This is a genomic window from Actinotignum urematis (assembly GCF_051264595.1).
GTDB classification, from domain to species: Bacteria; Actinomycetota; Actinomycetes; order Actinomycetales; family Actinomycetaceae; genus Actinotignum; species Actinotignum timonense_A.
This window is the reverse complement of the sequence record NZ_JBOZBG010000003.1, coordinates 1-19751: the sequence shown is the minus strand read 5'-3', so window position 1 is coordinate 19751 and position 19751 is coordinate 1. Positions and strand designations below refer to the sequence as shown.

Annotated in this window: 21 protein-coding genes; 4 read left to right on the top strand and 17 right to left on the bottom strand. The window is 61.6% G+C overall.

What is annotated here, in order from left to right:
- Positions 1-2: 2 nt before the first annotated feature.
- Both ACRQDJ_RS02630 and imuA' read right to left on the bottom strand, forming a co-directional pair.
- Positions 3-1733 carry a Y-family DNA polymerase gene (locus ACRQDJ_RS02630; RefSeq protein WP_284890159.1) on the bottom strand — a complete coding sequence of 577 codons (1731 nt, stop codon included), beginning with the start codon at positions 1731-1733 and terminating at the stop codon, positions 3-5.
- Positions 1733-2572, bottom strand: coding sequence for a DnaE2-dependent mutagenesis accessory factor ImuA' (gene imuA', locus ACRQDJ_RS02625; protein WP_435729914.1), 840 nt, complete (start codon positions 2570-2572; stop codon positions 1733-1735). Before imuA' ends, ACRQDJ_RS02630 begins: the two co-directional genes overlap by 1 nt.
- 117 nt (positions 2573-2689) lie before the next feature.
- On the opposite strand from imuA', the gene ACRQDJ_RS02620 reads away from it, so the two are divergent.
- Positions 2690-3163, top strand: coding sequence for a tRNA (cytidine(34)-2'-O)-methyltransferase (locus ACRQDJ_RS02620; protein WP_284890157.1), 474 nt, complete (start codon positions 2690-2692; stop codon positions 3161-3163).
- A gap of 130 nt (positions 3164-3293) precedes the next feature.
- Here the strand turns inward: ACRQDJ_RS02620 and ACRQDJ_RS02615 are convergent, their stop codons facing one another.
- From ACRQDJ_RS02615 to glgA, 6 genes are all read right to left on the bottom strand, one after another.
- Positions 3294-3590 (bottom strand): helix-turn-helix transcriptional regulator, encoded by a 297-nt coding sequence (locus tag ACRQDJ_RS02615; RefSeq protein WP_051278575.1) that lies wholly within the window; start codon positions 3588-3590, stop codon positions 3294-3296.
- A gap of 191 nt (positions 3591-3781) precedes the next feature.
- Positions 3782-4639 carry a TrmH family RNA methyltransferase gene (locus ACRQDJ_RS02610; protein ID WP_284890156.1) on the bottom strand — a complete coding sequence of 286 codons (858 nt, stop codon included), beginning with the start codon at positions 4637-4639 and terminating at the stop codon, positions 3782-3784.
- A 137-nt stretch (positions 4640-4776) separates the two neighbouring features.
- Complete coding sequence (locus ACRQDJ_RS02605) at positions 4777-5868, bottom strand: SPFH domain-containing protein (protein ID WP_284890155.1); 1092 nt, start codon at positions 5866-5868, stop codon at positions 4777-4779.
- Positions 5869-5933: 65 nt separating this feature from the next.
- The gene (locus tag ACRQDJ_RS02600) at positions 5934-6356 is read right to left on the bottom strand and encodes an NfeD family protein (protein ID WP_284890154.1); all 423 of its coding nucleotides are present in this window, start codon (positions 6354-6356) and stop codon (positions 5934-5936) included.
- Positions 6357-6555: 199 nt separating this feature from the next.
- Positions 6556-7341 (bottom strand): ABC transporter ATP-binding protein, encoded by a 786-nt coding sequence (locus tag ACRQDJ_RS02595; RefSeq protein WP_284890153.1) that lies wholly within the window; start codon positions 7339-7341, stop codon positions 6556-6558.
- 35 nt (positions 7342-7376) lie between these two features.
- Positions 7377-8624 (bottom strand): glycogen synthase, encoded by a 1248-nt coding sequence (gene glgA / locus ACRQDJ_RS02590; RefSeq protein ID WP_284890211.1) that lies wholly within the window; start codon positions 8622-8624, stop codon positions 7377-7379.
- Between the two features lie 198 nt (positions 8625-8822).
- Here glgA and glgC point away from each other — a divergent pair, with 198 nt between their 5' ends.
- Positions 8823-10073, top strand: coding sequence for a glucose-1-phosphate adenylyltransferase (gene glgC, locus ACRQDJ_RS02585; protein WP_035277237.1), 1251 nt, complete (start codon positions 8823-8825; stop codon positions 10071-10073).
- Positions 10074-10171: 98 nt separating this feature from the next.
- Here glgC and ACRQDJ_RS02580 read toward each other — a convergent pair whose 3' ends face one another.
- Positions 10172-11785, bottom strand: a complete 1614-nt coding sequence (locus ACRQDJ_RS02580; protein WP_284890152.1) for an ABC-F family ATP-binding cassette domain-containing protein — start codon at positions 11783-11785, stop codon at positions 10172-10174.
- A 172-nt stretch (positions 11786-11957) separates the two neighbouring features.
- Between ACRQDJ_RS02580 and ACRQDJ_RS02575 the strand changes: the two genes are divergently transcribed.
- The gene (locus tag ACRQDJ_RS02575) at positions 11958-12278 is read left to right on the top strand and encodes a hypothetical protein (RefSeq protein ID WP_284890151.1); all 321 of its coding nucleotides are present in this window, start codon (positions 11958-11960) and stop codon (positions 12276-12278) included.
- A gap of 46 nt (positions 12279-12324) precedes the next feature.
- Positions 12325-13218, top strand: coding sequence for a KPN_02809 family neutral zinc metallopeptidase (ypfJ, locus tag ACRQDJ_RS02570; RefSeq protein ID WP_284890150.1), 894 nt, complete (start codon positions 12325-12327; stop codon positions 13216-13218).
- 62 nt (positions 13219-13280) lie between these two features.
- On the opposite strand, the gene ACRQDJ_RS02565 is transcribed toward ypfJ, so the two are convergent.
- The 8 genes from ACRQDJ_RS02565 to ACRQDJ_RS02530 are packed head-to-tail and all read right to left on the bottom strand — an operon-like array spanning position 13281 to position 19718.
- The gene (locus ACRQDJ_RS02565; protein ID WP_284890148.1) at positions 13281-13673 is read right to left on the bottom strand and encodes a metal-sulfur cluster assembly factor; all 393 of its coding nucleotides are present in this window, start codon (positions 13671-13673) and stop codon (positions 13281-13283) included.
- Complete coding sequence (sufU, locus tag ACRQDJ_RS02560) at positions 13670-14236, bottom strand: Fe-S cluster assembly sulfur transfer protein SufU (protein ID WP_301575196.1); 567 nt, start codon at positions 14234-14236, stop codon at positions 13670-13672. The genes ACRQDJ_RS02565 and sufU overlap by 4 nt, the downstream gene beginning before the upstream one ends.
- 4 nt (positions 14237-14240) lie before the next feature.
- Positions 14241-15512 carry a SufS family cysteine desulfurase gene (locus ACRQDJ_RS02555; RefSeq protein ID WP_435717767.1) on the bottom strand — a complete coding sequence of 424 codons (1272 nt, stop codon included), beginning with the start codon at positions 15510-15512 and terminating at the stop codon, positions 14241-14243.
- Complete coding sequence (sufC, locus tag ACRQDJ_RS02550; RefSeq protein ID WP_016442707.1) at positions 15513-16274, bottom strand: Fe-S cluster assembly ATPase SufC; 762 nt, start codon at positions 16272-16274, stop codon at positions 15513-15515.
- Positions 16274-16621 (bottom strand): Rieske (2Fe-2S) protein, encoded by a 348-nt coding sequence (locus ACRQDJ_RS02545; RefSeq protein ID WP_026429292.1) that lies wholly within the window; start codon positions 16619-16621, stop codon positions 16274-16276. Before ACRQDJ_RS02545 ends, sufC begins: the two co-directional genes overlap by 1 nt.
- Entirely contained in the window at positions 16618-17799 is a 1182-nt protein-coding gene (gene sufD / locus ACRQDJ_RS02540; RefSeq protein WP_284890145.1) for a Fe-S cluster assembly protein SufD, read from the bottom strand. Before sufD ends, ACRQDJ_RS02545 begins: the two co-directional genes overlap by 4 nt.
- Complete coding sequence (sufB, locus tag ACRQDJ_RS02535; RefSeq protein ID WP_200807184.1) at positions 17799-19250, bottom strand: Fe-S cluster assembly protein SufB; 1452 nt, start codon at positions 19248-19250, stop codon at positions 17799-17801. Before sufB ends, sufD begins: the two co-directional genes overlap by 1 nt.
- A 15-nt stretch (positions 19251-19265) precedes the next feature.
- A complete protein-coding gene (locus ACRQDJ_RS02530; RefSeq protein ID WP_435717766.1) occupies positions 19266-19718 on the bottom strand; it encodes a helix-turn-helix transcriptional regulator in 453 nt (150 codons plus the stop codon).
- Positions 19719-19751: the final 33 nt, after the last annotated feature.

Here is a 19751-nt window from a genome sequence, read left to right as displayed (position 1 = left end):
GGCTAGATGTAGCTGGCAGCAAGGTACCAGCGCTCCTGTTCTCTATAGAGAAGTACAGCCCCGGTGGTGGTGACCGCTTGGATATAGGCGCGCCGGGTAGGGCGCGCCCACCAGCGCTGTTCGCTCACCCAGGGACCGGCGTAGTCGACTACCGTGAGGGAGCCTTCCGCTCCGAAAAGCGCGCGGAGTGATGCAGTAGGAGGCCCGGCGCTGTCCGCGGGTGAGGCAGGGCCCGCGGGTGAGGCATGGCCCGCGAGTGAGGCAGCATGGCCCGCTGATGAGGCAGCGTGCCTTGCGGGCAAAGCCGCGCCGGTGCGGGAAGTTGCGCGGATAGTAGCCGGATATGGCCGCGGGCACTCCCCCGGGCAGTGCAATGCGGTGGTTGCGACAATAGCAAGTGGTTGCCCGCAGGTACACAGCACCGCCACCGGATAGGGGGTGCGCAGGAACTGTACCGGGGCGGGTTCGGGCAACCGGCCCGGCCAGGGAAGCCCAGCCCGGGAGGTATCTACCGCCTGGCCCCAGGGGATTTCTTGTATATCTTCTTCGGGGAGGCGCCCACCCACCCGGCGGGGTACCCGCACGTATTCTTCACCGAGAAGGCTTTGGAGGCGGTGAGCCCCGCGCGCTGCTGCCGCATCGCTGGTGGTGCGCGCACCCCAGAGGGGCGCCGGATGGTTGCCCGTGGGGGTAATATCCCGGGCGATCAGCTCTAATTGGGTAATACCCCCGCGGGTTTCCGCTGACATTTCGCTGGCCTCACGGGGCTGTGCTATCCAGGCGGAGATTTGCCACCGCACCCGATCCACCACATCTTCTTGGGTGAGGAGTTCGAGGTACCAGCTGCGTGTCATTACTTCTCCGGAGGCGGAACTCGCCCGAATATCCAGGCGGGCTGAGCCAGCCGCACCGGCACGCATTTTTGTTTCGAGTTGCCCGGCGAGATTACGCGCGGCAAAAGCCGCGTGTTCCGCGTGGCTCAGGGGCGGATCAAAAGTGGCTACCACGGATATATCACGGGTATCCGGGGTTGCTTCGTGCGCGGGCAGGGTGCGCGCTGTGGCCAGATCCCACATATATTGCCCGATATTCCCGAAACGCGTGACGAGGGAACGCTGCCCCAGCCCGATAACATCCGAGATGGTGGTGATCCCCAGGTCGTGAAGTAGTTCCACGCAATCGCGGAGCGCGGGGCGGGTTGCTGACGTTGCCGCAAGGAGGAAAAGCGAGATCAGTTGGCTGGCCAATACTTGTTCGGAGGCGCCCGGAGCGATAACGCGCGAGGTGCGCGCCGCCCATAGGCTAGGAAGGGTTCCTTCCGCGATTCCAACCCGGGCCTCGCACCCGGCGGCATCAACGATATCCCCCACGATGCTTTCGCATAGGCGTTCTTCTCCGCCTGCGGTGCGCGCCGGGCCCGCGGCTGAAAAGATAACTACTCCCGGTTCCAGCATCGAGAAGCGCGCTACTCGATTGGAGATAGCGCGGAGCACCGGGTCGAAGAAACGTAGCTCACGCGCCCCATCCCGTTGAATAACGGTGCATTGCGGGACGAGAGATTGCAGTTGCCGGGTGGGCATATCCACCCGGGCGCCTTTCTGCCAGGCCCAAATATTGAGGCTGGCCACCCGGTGGTGTTCCACGACCGCGACGGGATTTTCTCTGCTCACAATCCCCGCCATTTCCGCCGCGATAATGGGCCAGTGAGGAACCCATACTGTTGCTTGGCGCATTATTCCCCGCACCTCCCCCGCGCATCGGTAACCGGTACCAAACGGAGCCCGGCTCCGGGAGCCTGGTCACCCGGGATCCGGCGCGCGGGCGCCGCGCGGCGCGAAGCGACGCCGTGCATACCCGGAGCAACCTCATTCAAAGCCGGAGCGACCTCATTCAAAGTTGGAGTAGCTTCGCGTGCAGATGGCACCGCCCGCAGACCCACGGCCGGATGCCAGCCGGTAGCATCCCACGCAATACGCAGGCGCGCACCACGCGCGGAGCGGAGTTCCACGGTGATATGTGCGATATGCCCGCTTCCGCTGGCCAGGCCCGTCACCGATTCATAGCGCGCATTCACCCGATCCCGCACCTGCCAGTTTTCCGCAATAAGCAGAGTTTCCCGGTTACGGGCCCGCTGCGCGAGCCGGCGCTGTTCCCGCGTATCTAGGCGCAGCGCGCTTCCCACAATCACCACGTCAAAAAGATCGATAGCGGCCGAGAGCGCCGCCCCGCTCCGGGCCGGCGGGAGGTAGGGAATAGTAACAATCCGATGGAGATCACTGCCTAAACCAGCGCAGGCTTCCCAGCCCATATCAGGCACGCCCAGGTAGATGCACCACGCGCCTTGCGCGCTTACCAGGGAAGCCACCAAGGCCAGCGCAATGCGCGAACCGCTAACTCCGAGCGTCATCCCCGGGGCTAGACCCCGCGGGAAAAGTGGAGAAAGCTCCGGTGGGAGATCCCAGCCGCTCCCGCCCGACTGCGGTTGTATCTGCGGTTGTGAGCCGGCTAATCCCACCGCGGATTCCGCACAGGCAAGCGCGGCCCGCGCGGCAGCTAATTTCTGCGCACCCATAGCACCCCCACACAACATATTAGAACGCATGTTCGATTTTACGGTACGGCTTTACTCTACCGAAGGGATACGACACAAAAATCGCGCGCGAAATTCTTGGGCGAGTACCCTGGATAGGTGCTTCATATTGTTTTCTTTGAGCCGCGCATTCCCGGTAATACCGGCGCGGCCATTCGCCTAGCGGCGTGTACCGGCGCTACTTTGCACCTGATTGAGCCCCTTGGTTTTGATTTTTCTGATGCCCATCTCAAACGCGCCGGCTTGGACTACCACGACCTTGCCGACCTCGTCATCCACTCGAATTTTGAGGAGTTTCTCACCAGCGCGCCCGATGCTCGCATCTTTGCTTTTACCGGTCATACCCAAAATAACTTCGCCGAAGTCTCCTACCAGCCCGAGGACTATCTCCTTTTCGGGCCCGAACCAACCGGCTTGCCGGCGCGCGTCGTCGCCCACGAACGTATCACCGCGGCGGTGCGCATACCGATGCTCCCCCACCTGCGGTCTCTCAATCTTGCTAATGCGGCATCCATTGCCGTGTACGAAGCCTGGCGCCAGCTCGGATACCCCGGTGCCGCCCAATTTTCCTAAGAATTTTCCGGGCACGCCTCAACCCGCTACCCACGCGCACATTAAGCGCGCGCCGCACACGGCCCCAAGCTAGCGGCTGCCCGCATCCGGGCGATACCCCTCCCGCCGCGCTACAGCACCATAGGACTAGCTATAAGCCTTCTTCGCGAAGCGCCTGATCGTAGAGGCGCTCGGCTTCGCCGAGGAGTTCCCCGGCGGACATTTCCAACGCCCGCGCCAATTGGAGCAGCGTGCGTAGCTGCGGATTCGACGGCTTTCCGGTTTTATGATCGGAACGCCCGCTTTCTAGCGATTGCAACGTGGTGCGATTGAGATTGGCGCGCAAAGCGAGATCTTCTTGCGACATTCCCAGGCTTTCACGCCGGTCACGTACTGTTTTCGCTAAGCGCCACGCGACGAGCGAATCAATTTGGGAACTGTCCTGCACCCTTCCACTTTCGTCGTGCGTAGCACCTTCTTTCCACCGGGTATACCCGGCATTAACAGTAATTATTTTCTCAAGGGCCTGCTCTACCTACCGTTTTGTTGCGCTCGGCTTCCCTTAGTTTCGCGACAATCCCGACGCACTATCACCGCAGTCCCGCTTCACTTCCGCTCCACTCCCGCTTCGCTTTCACCTCAGTCGCGGGTGCGCAGCGCCCAGCAGGCCACCGCGCTCGCGGCGGCCACATTGAGAGAATCGACGTGCCCGGCCATAGGAATAATGACCCGGGTATCCGCGCTCGCGACGGTGCGCGCGCTCAGGCCGTCCCCTTCCGTTCCGAGAATAAGCGCGACCCGCGAATCCGGGGCCAGCACATCAGCGCGGTTCGCGAAATCATCCAGAGTTTCGGCGTCGTCCTCCAACGCTAAAGCGGCCGTGAGGAAACCGAGACCGTGCAATTTTTCGATACTGCGCGGCCACTCGTGGATCCGCGTCCACGGCACCTGAAACACGGTCCCCATAGACACCCGCACCGAACGGCGATACAGCGGATCGGCGCACGTATCGGTCACCAGCACCGCATCGACCCCGAGCCCGGCGCAGGAACGGAAAATAGCGCCCACATTTGTGTGGTCCACCAGTCCTTCTAGAACGACGACGCGCCGCGCGCCCCGCCCCTCGCGTGCCTGCGCTAGCAGGGTGGCCACATCGGCCAATTCCGGGCGGTGCATCGCGGCCAGGGCGCCCCGATGGACTTTGAAGCCGGTTACTGCCTGGAGCATCTCATCGGTACCCACGTAGATGGGTGCCGCCGCTCCGTCCACTTCCCAGCCGCAGCGCTCCAAGCAGGCTTGCAAATCCGGGAGCCAGCGCGGGGAGGTGAGGAAGGAACGCGGCTGGTGGCCGGCCTGCAAAGCCCGCTCAATAACTTTCGTCGATTCGGCCATATACACCCCGCGCTCGGGTTCGAGTAAGCGGCGCAGATGCACATCGGTGAGCCGGAAATAATCATCAAGTTCGGGAGCCGCAACGTTATCGAGGTAAATCAACACATAGCAAGCGTGCCACCACGCCGGTATTGGATACAAATGGCCGGGGCCGCCCCGCGCGTTGTGCGCAGCGGGCGGCCCCGGTCAATTATCGATATCAAGCTCGGTGATTCCACACGCCGGTGAGCTTGTTTTTTCGCTTAGTTCTTCGGGATCTGGTTGGGATCGGAAACGGAACCGCGCGCATCATCAACAGCGCGATTGGCTTCTCCGCGTGCATCGGCCAGCGCCGAATCAATATCGGGGAGGGTGGTTTCCTTGAGAACATCAGCCACATCGGCCGCGTTCTCAAAATCGACCCCGGTGGGTCCGGCCGGGCTGGGCTCATCTCCCCCGCCGCTGCGGCCCCCACCGAAGCCCTTCTGCACCGCGTCGAGCGCGGCGGTGAGCTCGGTAGGAACAATCCACAGCTTCGAGGACTGCGAATTGGCGATCTGCGGCAGCGTCTTAATGTATTCGTAGGAGAGCAGCTTCGGATCGGCATTGCCCTTGTGGATCGCGTCGAAGACCTGAAGAATAGCGCGGGATTCACCCTGGGCCTTGAGGACGGTGGCCTGAGCTTGACCTTCAGCCTTGAGAATAGCCGATTGCTTTTCACCTTCAGCGGTCAAAATCTGGGACTGCTTAATACCTTCCGCGGTGAGAATCGCGGCGCGGCGGTCACGTTCGGCCTTCATCTGCTGTTCCATCGCGCCCTGAACGGTAGCCGGCGGGTCAATCGCCTTGAGTTCCACGCGGGACACGCGAATACCCCAACGCCCGGTGGCATCGTCCAGCACGCTGCGAAGCTGGTCGTTAATACGGTCACGGCCGGTCAGGGCCTGTTCCATATCCATGGTGCCGATGATGTTACGCAAGGTGGTGACGGCCAGCTGCTCAATACCGGTCATCGGGTCGGCAATTTCGTAGGTTGCGGAATACGCGTTTGTCACCTGGTAGTAGATAACCGTGTCAATGGAGACGTTGATGTTATCGGAGGTAATAACCGGCTGGGGCGGGAAAGGAACCACTTGCTCACGCATATCGATGCGCTGGCGTACCGCGTCGAAGAACGGCACCAGGAAATGCAGTCCCGGTTGCAGCACGGAGTGGTAGCGACCCAGGCGTTCCACAACCACCTGGTAGCCTTGCTGCACCTTGATGACGGAACGGAACACCGCCACCACCACAAGGAGAAGGAGTAAGAGGAGGAGCACGCCAATAACCGTGCTCGCGTTGATATCAGCATCCATGATTTTTCCTTTGTGCCGCTAGGCGGCCTCGGTGACTTTTCGGTGGTACGTGAAGCAGATAAAACTTATGATTCCGGGGTCACGATTGCGGTGGCACCGTCAATTGCTTGCACAAGTACGACGCCGCCCTCCGGGATGCGCCCCTCGGTAGTGCGTGCGCTCCATTCATCTCCGCCAATTTTCACGCGCCCGCCGCGCTCGGTAATCTCCGTAAGTGCGTAAGCACGCCGGCCCACCTGCGCCTCCACATTGCCGACGGCAGCGCCGCGCGGGTTGATGTGACGGCGCGCCCAGGGACGGGCGAAAAACAAGAGGATCAGAGCGAAAATTCCGTAGGCGATGATTTGGATCCACAGGATATCTGTTCCCAGGGCCACTCCCGCGGTGGCCAGGGCAGCTAGCCCCAGCATAAGGAAAGTGAAATCGAGGGTAAACATCTCAACAATTGCGAGTGCTAACCCGGCGATGACCCAAATTTGCCACGTCATTGTTCTCCCTTTCCTGAGAGTTCCACCCAGCCGGTTTTCCGGCTCCGGGCCTCTTCGTCCTCTGGTGCCATGCTACCGGACACCCTGCGCCTCGGATATACCGAGCGGAAAATCTACTGAGCGCGGAATATCGGGATATTCCGCCCGCGAAATAGCGCGAAATAGCCCGGGCTACGGATATACCGAGCACCAGATTCCCCTAGCGGGCAGCGCGCGCGGTATACCGGCCCGCGTTTTCTTCCACCCGGAGTGGATAATCAAATGCCTGTGAAAGCTGCGCAGAGGTTAGCACCTCCGCTAGCGGCCCGGCCGCCACAACACTGCCTGCTTTGAGGAGCAGCATATGGGTAAAGCCAACGGGGATTTCCTCAACGTGATGGGTCACCAGCAGCATCGCCGGGGCGTACGCTGCCCCAGCCAGCCGCGAGAGGGTAGCCAGCAGGCGTTCGCGCCCACCCAGATCCAGGCCCGAGGTCGGTTCATCCAGAATAAGGACTTCCGGATTGGGCATGAGGGCCCGCGCGATCCCTAAGCGTTTACGTTCCCCGGACGATAGGTGCGCAACTTTACGATCCTCGAGGTCCAGTAAACCGAGCCTGCGCAACATGGCGCGGGCGCGGGCGTCATCTGCGGCGTCGTACTCCTCATTCCAGGCGGCCAGGTGCCCGTAGGCGGCGGTGCGCACCGCTTGGAAAACGGTTTCACCACCGGGGATGCGAGCATCAATCCCGGCTGAGGTTACACCCACGGCACTGCGCAGCTCCCGCACATCCACCGTGCCGAGGCGTTCGCCCATGAGCTCCACACTTCCCGAACTGGGGAAGAGCCGCGCGGCGGCCACCTGTATGAGCGTGGTTTTCCCGGCGCCGTTAGGCCCGAAAATCACCCAGCGTTCCCCGGAATTAACCTCCCAGGATACCGAGCGGAGGATTTCCGTAGCCCCGCGGCGCAGCGATACATCTTTCAAAGACAGCACGTCACCCATGGTTCTAGAATAGCGTGCCGCTACGACATAACCGGTTAGCGCCGCGGATAGTTATCCACGAGTTCGCGGTAGAACTCCATGGTTTTTTCGCCGATAGCTTCCCAGGAGAAATGGTCCTCTACCCGGCGCCGGCCAGCCGTGCCCATCTGCGCGGCCCGCTCCTGATCGGAGCACACCTCGTTGAGAGCCGCGGCCAAATCTGCCTCAAATTGCTCGGGGTTGAGCGGGGTGCCGGTACCGTCCTGAGCCTGTTCGATAGGAACGAGCAGCCCGGTGGTTCCGTGCACGATGCAATCGGGAATTCCCCCGGTTTCGGTGCCGACCACCGGAAGCCCCACCGCCATCGCCTCCAGATTAACAATGCCGAGCGGCTCATAAATGGAGGGAGTAACAAAGGTAGTGCAGCACGATTCCAGGGCGACAATACGATCCTGGCTGAGCATATCGTCAATCCAGACCACGCCTTCGCGTTCGGCCTGCAGCTTCGCCACCAGCGCCTTTGTTTCCTCCAAGATTTCGGGAGTATCGGGAGCCCCGGCGCACAGCACTACCTGCACGCCCTTATCTACTTGGCGCAGCGCGCGCAGCAGCCCCGGCACGCCCTTCTGGCGGGTAATACGCCCAACGAACATAATGGCGGGCCGATCCGGATCCAGGCCGTAGCTGGCGAAATACCGGCGGGCATCTTCCTTCTCCGCGCTGGTTTCCGGAGCCTTCCAGGTAGTCAAATCAATACCGTTATGAATCACCCGCACCCGCTCGGGCGCAATATTCGGGTAGCAGCGCAAAATATCGGAGCGCATCGCGTGCGATACCGCCACGATTCCGGCCGCGGATTCGTAGGCAGTTTTTTCCACCCAGGAGCTCAGCTGGTAGCCGCCCCCGAGCTGTTCACGTTTCCACGGGCGCAGCGGTTCCAGGGAATGCGCGGAAATCACATGCGGAATACCGTAAAGAATCGAAGCGATATGCCCGGCGAAATTCGCGTACCAGGTGTGGGAGTGCACCAGATCCGCACCTTCCACATCCGTGACCATATTGAGATCAACACCCATGGTGCGCACGGCAGCGTTCGCGCCCTCAAGTTCCTTGAGGTAGTCATAGCCTTCCAGCGATACGCCCGCGGGAACGTCTTTGTTCTCCGAGGGTGCGCGCGGACCATCAAAAGCACGCACGTGAATATCAGCATGCTGGGCGAGCACACGAGAAAGCTCGGTCACGTGAACTCCCGCCCCTCCGTACACATGCGGGGGGTATTCGCGAGTAAGTAAATCAATGCGCATGGTTGCCTCCGGCTTCTTCGCCGCCGTCCGCTTCCCCACGAAGCGGATCATGCGAGCGTACTACCTCAAGGGTAACCCACCACCCCCGGAAACACAGCCGCGGGCCCCATTTATCCACAGCGTGGACCGCCGCCCGACTTGTCCACCTACCTTCCGGAAGCGGGTGTTCAACTTCACGTTTTACGGTACGCTGTAGTCATGAGGAGAGATTTACGCGTTCTGGCCATCGTCCTTGCGGGAGGCGAAGGCAAGCGTTTAATGCCGCTCACTGAAGATCGAGCGAAACCCGCGGTTCCTTTCGGGGGCATTTACCGGCTGATTGACTTCGCGCTGAGTAACATCGTGAATTCTGGATATCTCCAGATCATCGTGCTTACCCAGTACAAGTCGCATTCGCTGGACCGCCATATTACGAGAACATGGCGTATGTCCAACCTCTTGGGCAATTATGTGGCCCCGGTTCCCGCCCAGCAGCGGCGCGGCAAGGGGTGGTTCTCCGGTAGCGCGGATGCCATTTACCAGTCCATGAACGTCATCGATGATGAACGGCCCGATGTTGTGCTCGTAACCGGAGCGGACAATATCTACCGCATGGACTTCTCCCAGATGATGGACCAGCATGTGGAATCCGGTTTTGACCTGACCATTGCCGGTATTCGCCAGCCGCTGGAACTGGCCCCCTCTTTCGGTGTTATTGATGTGGATGCGGAAAACCACCAAAAGGTTTCCCGCTTCCTGGAAAAGCCGCAGGATACAAGCGGTTTGGGCCTGGAAGAAGCCCCGGATCAGTTCCTGGCCTCCATGGGCAACTACATTTTCAATACTGACGCGCTGGTTGAGGCCCTCCAGAATGACGCCGCAGATCCCAGTTCCGCCCACGATATGGGTGGCAGCATTGTTCCGCGGTTCGTGGAAGCCGGTAATTGCGGCGTCTACGATTTCACCTATAACCGTATCCCCGGTGAAGGTGAACGGGATAAGGACTACTGGCGTGACGTAGGTACTATTGATGCCTACTACGCGGCGAATATGGATCTTATTTCCGTTACCCCGGATTTCAACCTGTACAACGAGCGCTGGCCGATCCTGACCGGCTACACCGGGCTGCCGCCCGCGAAGTTCGTGTACGGGCATCACGAACGCCTCGGGCACGCCCTGGATTCCATTGTTTCCCCCGGTGTTATCGTCTCCGGTGGCGAAGTGATCGGATCGGTGCTCTCCCCCGGGGTGCGGGTGAATTCCTGGTCCTCGGTGCGTGAATCGGTGCTGCTGGACGGCGTCAACGTAGGCCGCAATGCCACCGTTATTCGTGCCATCGTGGATAAGAATGTCCAGATTGAAGAAGGCGCGCAGCTGGGTGTCAACCACGATTATGACCGCGAACGCGGTTTCTACGTCTCGGAAGGCGGCGTGGTTGTGGTTCCCAAGAATGCGGTGGTGCGCCGCTAAGCGGTTGCGCGCCTGAGTTATTCAGTGGTTGCGCTGCCTGCCTAGCTTCAGGCTAGTGTGTGCCCGGTAGCGGTTTTCCGGTACCGGGCACAGCCGTGCTAGGCGAGGGAAACCAGCTCCAGATAGTCGTCGCTCCACAAATCTTCGTCCCCGTCCGGGAGGAGAAGGACGCGCTCGGGATTGAGCGCGGTCACGGCACCTTCGTCGTGCGTGACCAGGACGACGGCGCCTTCGTACTTGCCCAGGGCGCCAAGGATTTTCTCCCGGGAGGCCGGGTCAAGATTATTGGTTGGCTCGTCCAGCAACAGCACATTGGCGCGCGAAACCACCAGCATGGCCAAAGCCAGGCGGGTCTTTTCACCGCCGGAGAGGACGCGGGCGGGCTTATCGGCGTCGTCGCCCGAAAACAAAAAGGAACCGAGCACGGTACGTAAGCCTGTTTCGTCGAACTCCGGGGCGACGTAACGCAAATTATCAACCACAGTTTTATCCGTATCGATAAAATCGTGTTCCTGCGCGTAATAGCCCAGCTTGAGGCCGTGCCCGGGGAGCACTTCACCGGTATCCGGGGTTTCCGTTCCGTACAGTAAACGCAACAGCGTAGTTTTGCCCGCGCCGTTGAGACCTAGCACGACGACGCGCGAACCGCGGTCAATCGCCAGGTCAACGCCGGTGAAAACCTCCAGCGAACCGTAGGATTTCGACAGGCCCTGGGCCCGCAGCGGTGTTTTCCCGCAGGGGGCCGGCTCCGGGAACCGCAGCGCTGCCACTTTATCGTCCGCGCGTTCTTCTTCCAGTCCCTCAAGAAGCTTCTCCGCGCGTTTCGCCATATTCTGGGCCGCCACCGCCTTCGTGGCCTTCGCGCGCATCTTATTAGCCTGCGCCAGCAAATGATCCGCTTTCTTTTCGGCATTGGCGCGCATCTGCCGGCGCCGGCGCTCATCAGTTTCGCGCTGCTTGAGGTAGGCTGACCAGCCCATCGCGTATTGGTCGAGGGCGGCCCGGTTGGCATCCAAATGCCATACCGCCGTGACCGTTTCTTCCAGCAGATCCACCGAGTGGGAAATCACCACGAAACCGCCCGAATAATTGGCGAGGTAATCGCGCAGCCACAGGAGAGAATCGTGGTCGAGATGGTTGGTCGGTTCGTCCAGGAGCAGCGTATCTGCCTGGGAAAAAAGTACCCGCGCCAGATCGACGCGGCGGCGCTGCCCACCCGAAAGAGTGCCCAGCGGCTGGTTGAGGATGCGTTCGTCCAGGCCCAGAGCCGCGGCCATTTGGGAAGCCTGGGCATTGGCGGCCCAGCCCCCGGCCGCGGTGAACTCCTGATCCAGGCGCACGTAGCGTTCCATGGCTTTTTGCTGGCGGGTACCGGTGCATTCGGCCATATCCTTTTCCGCCTTGCGGATGCGGCGGATCGTGGCGTCGATTCCGCGGGCCTCCAAGATGCGATCCCGGGCGATCTGGTTCGGATCCCCATCGTGGGTATCTTGCGGGAGGTAGGCGATGGTGCCGCTGCGGTGCAGGGTTCCTTCGTAATCAACGGCATCCGAGGTGGTGCCTTCGCCCGCCAGCAGGCGGGTCATCGTGGTTTTGCCCGCGCCGTTGCGCCCCACCAGGCCCACGCGCATACCCTTGTGGACCTGGAAACTGGCGTGCTGGACAAGTTCACGCGTGCCGATGCGAATCGTGAGATCAGAAGCCGTAATCACAAGGGCCTACTTTACCGAGAAAATCGCGCGCGGGCCGCATTGGCCGTCACGGTAGTGTGCCGCTGGCGTGCGCTGGTCAGGTCGCCTGTGCCGCCGATGGGCCTCGGCTTGGAGGTGGTGTCACGGCAGCGCGCCACTGGTGCACGTGGCTCGCACGCGGGACAATGGAGAGGTGTCAACACCATCTTCCGCACCCGAACCGGATCCCGGCGAGCATCCGGAAACCCACGGCGCTTATGTGCTGCCCGTGGTGATATCCGTGTGCGCGGCGGCCTGCGTATTCCTCGGGCACGGCCGGCTGCTCGTGCAACTCCTTGCTTGGCTGGGCGCGGTGGCGGGCCTAGTCCTCACCGCCGTCACGCTCTCGCGCGAACAGCGTGCCACTCCCGGGCAGCTGCGCTTCCGCAAGGTGGCCGGATGGAGCTTCCTCGCCTGCCTCATCTGCGTGATCGTGGCGGCGCTTCCCCTCGGGTACGCTATCGCGCGGTATTAACGGAAAAGGGCCGCGGGGTCCGGGCCGGGAGGGTAGGCTCGAAGCCATGAGTGTTAACGACGGCGTGCGCCTCGACGGGGCGAGAGTACACAATCGCGGACGCGGGCGCGGTGCCATGATTGGCGGCGGCATGGGGCTCACCGGAATTATTATCGCCCTGGTTTGGTACATGGTAACGGGCACTCCCCCGCCGGCCGCCATCACTCAGGGCGCCTCCCCTCAGGGCAGCTCCGCGCAGCAATCCGCCACGTCCGATTTCGCGGAGAAGTGCCGTACCGGTGCGGATGCCAATGCTTCCACCGAATGTTTTATGGTGGCGGTGGCCCAATCCCTCGATGCATTTTGGGAAAAGGAACTGCCCCGCGCGGCGCGCACCCGCTATGAGCTTCCCGGTTTTGCGCTCTTTTCCGAAGGGGTGAGCACCGGATGCGGGAATGCCTCCAGTCAGGTGGGTCCCTTCTACTGTCCCGCCGATGGAACCGTCTACCTCGACACCACCTTCTTTGACGAACTGGAAGCTAATTTCGGGGCGGAGAACACCACCCTGGTCCAGGCCTATGTGGTCGCCCACGAATTCGGGCATCATATCCAGAATCTCACCGGGGTATTCGAGCGCGTCAATCCGCGCGATACCGGCCCGGATTCTTCGCAGGTGCGCTCGGAATTACAGGCTGATTGCTACGCTGGCCTCTGGTTGCATCACGCCGCCAACACGGTTGATCCGGCCAGCGGGATCCCGATTCTCAAAGCTCCTACCCGTGATCAGCTCGCCAGCGCGATTGACGCCGCTGCCGCGATTGGCGATGACCATATCCAAGAAAGCGCCGGCATGGATGTCAATCCGGAAAAGTTCTCCCACGGGTCATCCGCCCAGCGTATGGATGCACTAACAACTGGCTACGAAACAGGCGATTTCAAGGCCTGCAATACCTGGCGCTAAAGGCGCGCTGGCGGAAGTGCGGCGTGCGCCCAGAATTTTCTGGGCGCACGGGCGTCGTCGTACTAAATATTGAAACCGAGGGCGCGCAGGTCATCGCGGCCGTCTTCGGTAATGCGTTCCGGGCCCCACGGCGGTAGCCACACCCAGTTGATATCCACGTCGTCAACAAGATCTTCCGTGGCGATAATAATGCCATCGGTGATCGCGTCCGTGAGCGGGCAGGCCGGCGAGGTGAGGGTCATATCGAGGTGGAGGTGGCGGCCGTTCGTGGTCACGCCGTAGACGAGGCCAAGATCGACAATATTGACGCCGAGCTCCGGATCGATAACGTCCTTCATCGCCTCGAGGACGAGGTAGGGATCCACATCGTCTATCGGACTATCACCATCGGTGTAAACCACTTCGCCAATGCGTTCATCTGCGGCGGGCGAGATTGTTTCGTTCTTCTCCGTCATTGTTCCGGGGTCTCCTTCATCTGAGGCGGCGTGCCGCCCACGGGATTCGCAGCTTCTGCGGGATTGCTAGCGGGCGTGCCGGGTGTGTTGAGGCGGTGGAGGGCTTCGTCGGTTGCTTCGCGGACCGCCATCCAGCCGAGTAGCGCGCATTTAATGCGCATGGGGAAGCGGGCTACCCCGTGGAAAGCGGCGGCGTCTTCCAGGGCATCCGCGGCGGTATCTGAAAGCTCCGCCCCGCGGCTGTCCATCATCTCGCGGAAATAACCGTAGAGGGTGGTGAGGTTCTCGATGGAGTGCCCGGCCACCAGGTCATTCATAATGGAAATCGAGGCCTGGGAAATGGAACAGCCCTGCCCCTGCCAGGCGAGCTCGGCGATCTTCTCTCCATCCGGGGAGAGGCGCACCTCGAGGGTCACCTCATCCCCGCACATGGGATTGACCTGGGTGGACTCGCCTTGCGGCACGACGGCGCCACCGGCCACCGGCGCCAACTCACCTTCACCGTGGCGTTCGCGCGCCGCATCGAGAATAATCTGCTGGTAGAGCTCATCAAGTTCGCTCAACTTTTTATCCTTCCACCCGGAAATAGCCGCGGACCTGGCTCAACGCATCAAGGAATGCGTCAATATCCGAGCTTGTTGTGTAAATTCCCACGGAGGCGCGCACCGAGGCCGACACCCCGAAGAAATCGTGAATTGGCTGGGCGCAATGGTGGCCCACCCGCACCGCAATACCGCGCGCATCCAAGAATTGCCCCACGTCATGCGGGTGCACGCCGTCCACGGTAAAAGCCGCGATTCCGGTACGGCCAGCTCCCTCGCGCGGGCCGAGCACCCGGATCCCCGGGATCTGCCCGAGTCCGGCAAGCAGCTGGGCGGTCAGCGCATCTTCGTAGCGCGCCACGTTCTCCATACCGATGGCGCTGAGGTAATCCACCGCCCGCGCGAGCCCGACGATCTGGGTAACCGGCTGGCTTCCCGCCTCGAAACGGGCCGGCGGGCGCGCGTAGCGCGTTTTTTCCATCGTGACCCGTTCGATCATCGAGCCGCCGAATTGGTAGGGCGGCAGGTCCGCGAGGAGTTCTTCGCGCCCGTACAGCGCCCCCACCCCGGTGGGCCCGTACATTTTATGGCCCGAAAAAGCCGCGAAATCTACGTCGAGTTCCCGCACATTCACGGGCAGATGCGGCACGGATTGGCAGGCATCGAGCACCGTAAAGGCACCTACCGCGCGGGCCGCCTCCACGATCTGCGCCACCGGGGAGACCGCCCCGGTCACATTCGAGACGTGGGTAAAAGCCACAATGCGGGTACGCCGCCCGATGACCGCGAGGGTGGCCGGGTCAATCCGGCCCTCGCTATCCAGATCAAGCCACGTGAGGCGGGCCCCGGTGCGGTCACACAATTCCTGCCAGGGCAGCAGATTCGCGTGATGCTCGGCGCGGGTGACCACAATATCGTCACCGGCGCGCAGCAGGAAACGATCCGCATTCCCCCAGCCGCGCCCCGCCGTGGCATTCGAGATTGCGTAAGCGAGGAGGTTGAGGGACTGGGTGCTCCCGCTGGTCCATACGATTTCCTGGGGCGCCGCCCCGATGAAAGCCGCCACTTTCGCGCGGGCCTCTTCATAGGCCACGGTGGATTCCTCCGCGAGGAGGTGGCTGCCGCGTTTGACCGCCCCATTGGAGCGCGTATCAAAATCCACCATCGCGTCTAGAACGGCGCGCGGACGCTGCGCCGTCGCCCCGGAATCTAGGTACACGAGGGCCTGATCCCCGCGCATCGGCCGGGCCAGAATCGGGAAATCATCCCGCGCCACCAGCGGGCGCACAGCATTCACCTACTTCGCCTCCGCTTCGATGTAGCTGTCGTACCCGGAGGCTTCCAGTTCGCTGGCCAGATCCGGCCCGCCGGTGCGCACAATCTTGCCGCCGGCGAAAACGTGGACGTAATCGGGTTTGACGTACTGCAAAATCCGGTTGTAGTGGGTGATGAGCAGCAGCGAATTACCGGTGCGTTCATGCACGTCCACGATGCCTTCGGAGACCACGCGCAGCGCGTCCACGTCCAGCCCGGAATCCGTTTCGTCCAGCACGGCGATCTTGGGTTCCAGCAGTTCCATCTGGAGCACTTCGGTGCGTTTCTTTTCGCCACCGGAGAAGCCCACATTGAGATCACGCTTAATAAAATCGGCGTCCACCCGCAGTTTTTCCGTGACTTTGCGCAGTGCCTGGGACCATTCGCGCAGCTTGGGAGCTTCCCCGTCAATCGCGGTTTTCGCGGTCCGCAAGAAATTCGAGACGGAAACGCCGGGCACTTCCACCGGGTACTGCATGGCGAGGAAAAGCCCCTCGCGGGCGCGTTCATCGGCGGTCATATCGGTAATATCCACACCGTCGAGCAGCACCTGCCCGGAGGTGATCTCATAGGAGGGATGCCCGGCCAGCGCGTAGGCCGTGGTCGATTTACCCGAGCCGTTCGGACCCATAATCGCGTGGATTTCATTATCGCCAATATGCAGATTGACGCCGTGCAGAATCGGCTTGGGGCCTTCGGGGGTGATGACCGAGGCGTGCAGATCAATAATATCGAGAGTAGCCATTACTTCTCCTCAGGTGTTGTGTCCACGTCAATAAAAACGCGGCCGTCATTATCGCAGGTCAGGGGGTAGACGGGCACGGGTGTGACCGCCGGGAGCGTGAGGGCACGCCCGGAACACAGGTCGAATTCCGCCCCGTGTTTGGGGCATTCGATTGTGGTATCAAAAACTTCGCCGTCGCTGAGGTTAACGTCTTCATGGGTGCAGATATCGCCCACGGCGTGCCAGGTTCCATGGCAGTCGCGTGCGATACATACGGGTACGACGGCGCCGCTAGCAGCGCGGACTTCCACACTCAGAGCGCTTTCCGGCTCAAGATCCGCGGTGGTACACACCTGCTGCCAGCTCATGCCTCCTCCCCGCTTCCGGCATCGGCCAAATCGAGTTCGCGTTCGATAGCGTCCATGAGCTTGGTGCGCACCGAATCCACTTCGATCTGCTCCACCAATTCCGCGAAGAAACCGCGCACCACCAGGCGGCGCGCCACATCCGCCGGGATACCGCGAGCCATGAGGTAGAAGAGCTGCTCATCATCAAAACGCCCGGTGGCTGAGGCGTGCCCGGCTCCGGCAATATCCCCCGTGAGAATCTCCAGATTAGGCACCGAATCGGCCTTCGCTCCCTCGGTGAGCACCAGGTTGCGATTGAGTTCATACGTATCGGTCTGGGCGGCCTGGGCTCGGATAAGAACGTCCCCGATCCACACCGAATGCGCCTCATCGCCCTGGAGCGCGCCCTTGTAGGTGGCCCGGGATTTGCAATGCGGAGCCACGTGATCCACGAAAATTCGGTGTTCGTGATGCTGGTGGCTTTCGGTGATATAAGCGCCCAGCAGTTCGGTATCAGAACGCTCCCCTTCCAGCTCGCACGCGGTGGTCATGCGGATGAGATCCCCGCCGATGGTCACCACGATATGCCGGAATTTGGCGCCTTCACCTACCCGGATGCGCTGGGCGGAATGCTGGGACGCGCAGCGTTCTTGTTCCTGCACGGACACAACGGTGAGATCCGCGTGCGCCCCCACCTCAATTTCCACAGTTTCCGTGAGGTTGCCGCTGCCGGTGTGCTCGAGCACCACGGTGCCACTGGCCTCCGGGGCCGCGGTGATGAGGGTATGGGCAACGCTCAGTTTCCCTTCCCCGTTAATAATGGCGACGACGTCCGCGTGCTCGCTTCCATCGAGAGTCACGATATGCGCATGCTGGAAAGCCGACCAGGCGAGGGCAGCCGCGCGGTCATCGGGTTTCCCCACCGTGCCCAGGCGCGGATCGCTGCGGTCCACTTCTTCCACGCGCGCCCCACCTACCACGGTGGCGGTCACGGTGGCATCGCGCACGCCCTCGGCGTCGTGAATGAACGGGGCAACCCGGTCCATCGGCGTGAAACGCCAGTCTTCTTCCTCCCCGGTTCCGCGCGGAATCGGGAACTCCTCCGGGTTGAAGGAGGCGAAACGGTCCGAGCGGTCGGCGTGCGCGGTATGGAATCCTTCGTCTGCCAGCACCGCCTGGGAATGATCAGTACTGACCATTAGCCCACACTCCCTTCCATTTGCAGATCAATAAGACGATTGAGTTCAAGTGCGTATTCCATGGGCAGTTCGCGGGCGATGGGCTCCACGAAGCCACGCACGATCATCCCCATGGCTTCTTGTTCGGACAGGCCGCGTTGCATGAGGTAGAAGAGCTGTTCTTCGCTCACCTTCGTCACGGTGGCTTCGTGTCCCATTTCAACATCGTCCGTGCGCACATCCACGTAGGGGTAGGTATCGGTGCGGGAAATATCATCAACGAGCAGGGCGTCGCAGACCACATTGGACTTCGAGCCGCGGGCATCTTCCGAGACCTGCACGAGGCCGCGGTAGGAGGAGCGCCCACCCCCGCGCGAAATTGACTTCGAAACAATCGAGGAGGTGGTATTCGGGGCCAGGTGCTGCATTTTCGCGCCGGTATCCTGATGCTGGCCCGGGCCGGAAAAAGCGGCGGAGAGCGCTTCCCCGTGGGCGTGTTCGCCCAGGAGCACGCAGGCCGGGTACTTCATATTGAGGCGCGAGCCGATATTGCCATCCACCCATTCCATCGTGGCGCCTTCGGCCACGGTGGCGCGCTGGGTCACGAGGTTGAGCACATTATTCGACCAGTTCTGGATGGTGGTGTAGCGGCAGTGGGCATTCTTCTTCACGATGATTTCCACGATGGCGGCGTGGAGGGAATCCTCGGAGTAGATCGGGGCGGTGCAGCCTTCCACGTAATGCACGTAGGAGCCCTCGTCACAAATAATGAGGGTGCGTTCGAACTGGCCCATCGCCTGGGTATTGATACGGAAGTACGCCTGCAAGGGAATATCCACGTGCACGTTCTTCGGCACGTAAATAAAGGAACCACCCGACCACACCGCGGTATTGAGGGAGGCGAATTTATTATCCCCGGCCGGGATTACAGTGCCGAAGTATTCGCGTACCAGGTCCTCATGCTCGCGCAGGGCGGTATCGGTATCTACGAAAATAACGCCCTGTTCTTCCAGGTCCGCACGAATGGAGTTGTACACCACCTCGGATTCGTACTGGGCGGCCACCCCGGCCACCAGGCGTTCTTTTTCCGCTTCGGGGATGCCGAGCCGGTCGTAGGTGTTTTTGATTTCCGGGGGGAGGTCATTCCAATCGGTGACCTGGCGGTCGGTGGCCCGTACGAAGTATTTGAAGTCATCGAAGTTGATCCCGGAAAGATCGGCTCCCCAGGTGGGCATGGGGCGTTTCTCGAAGAGCCGCAGGGCACGTAGGCGCCGCTTGAGCATCCATTCCGGTTCTTTTTTCGCCGCGCTAATCGCGCGCACCACGCCCTCATCCAGACCGCGGCGCGCGTGCGCCCCGGCGGTATCGGTATCGTGCCACCCAAATTCATAGGCGCCGGACAGGTTCGCGATCACGTGTTCCTGCTGCGCCACGGCCTCCGCAATTGCTGCCTCGTGCCGTGTTTGTGCCATGTGTTTCCTCCCGATTTAAACGCTGTCAGCGTGCAGCGTCACCGTGCACACGTGGCTCCCGGATGCAATGGTTGCCAGGCGTTGCACGGGAACCCCGAGTAGTTCGTGAAAAGCGCGGGTTTCCGCCGCGCATAAAAAGTGATGGTGTGTGGCGACGTCGCGCAGGGGGCAGCGCCCCTGGCACAACTGAATCATCTGGCGCGGCCCATCCTGCGTGCCCGGAACATCGCGCACCGAAGCAGCGTAGCCATCTTGGGTGAGGGCACGCGCTAGGCGGCGCAGCCGCTCCGCGGGATTTTCGCTATCCCCGAGCGCATCGCGGTAACGCGCCACCAGGGAACGTTCCCGCCGGCGCGCAAATTCCTCCACCCCGGCCTCCCCCAGATTTTCGCGCAGAAAATCAAGGGCGGCATTCGCCATGGTGTGATACGAGGTTGCCCCGGCGTTCTGCCCGGTATCGGTCGCCACGTAATAGCGGGCCGGGCGCCCGGCCCGCTATTA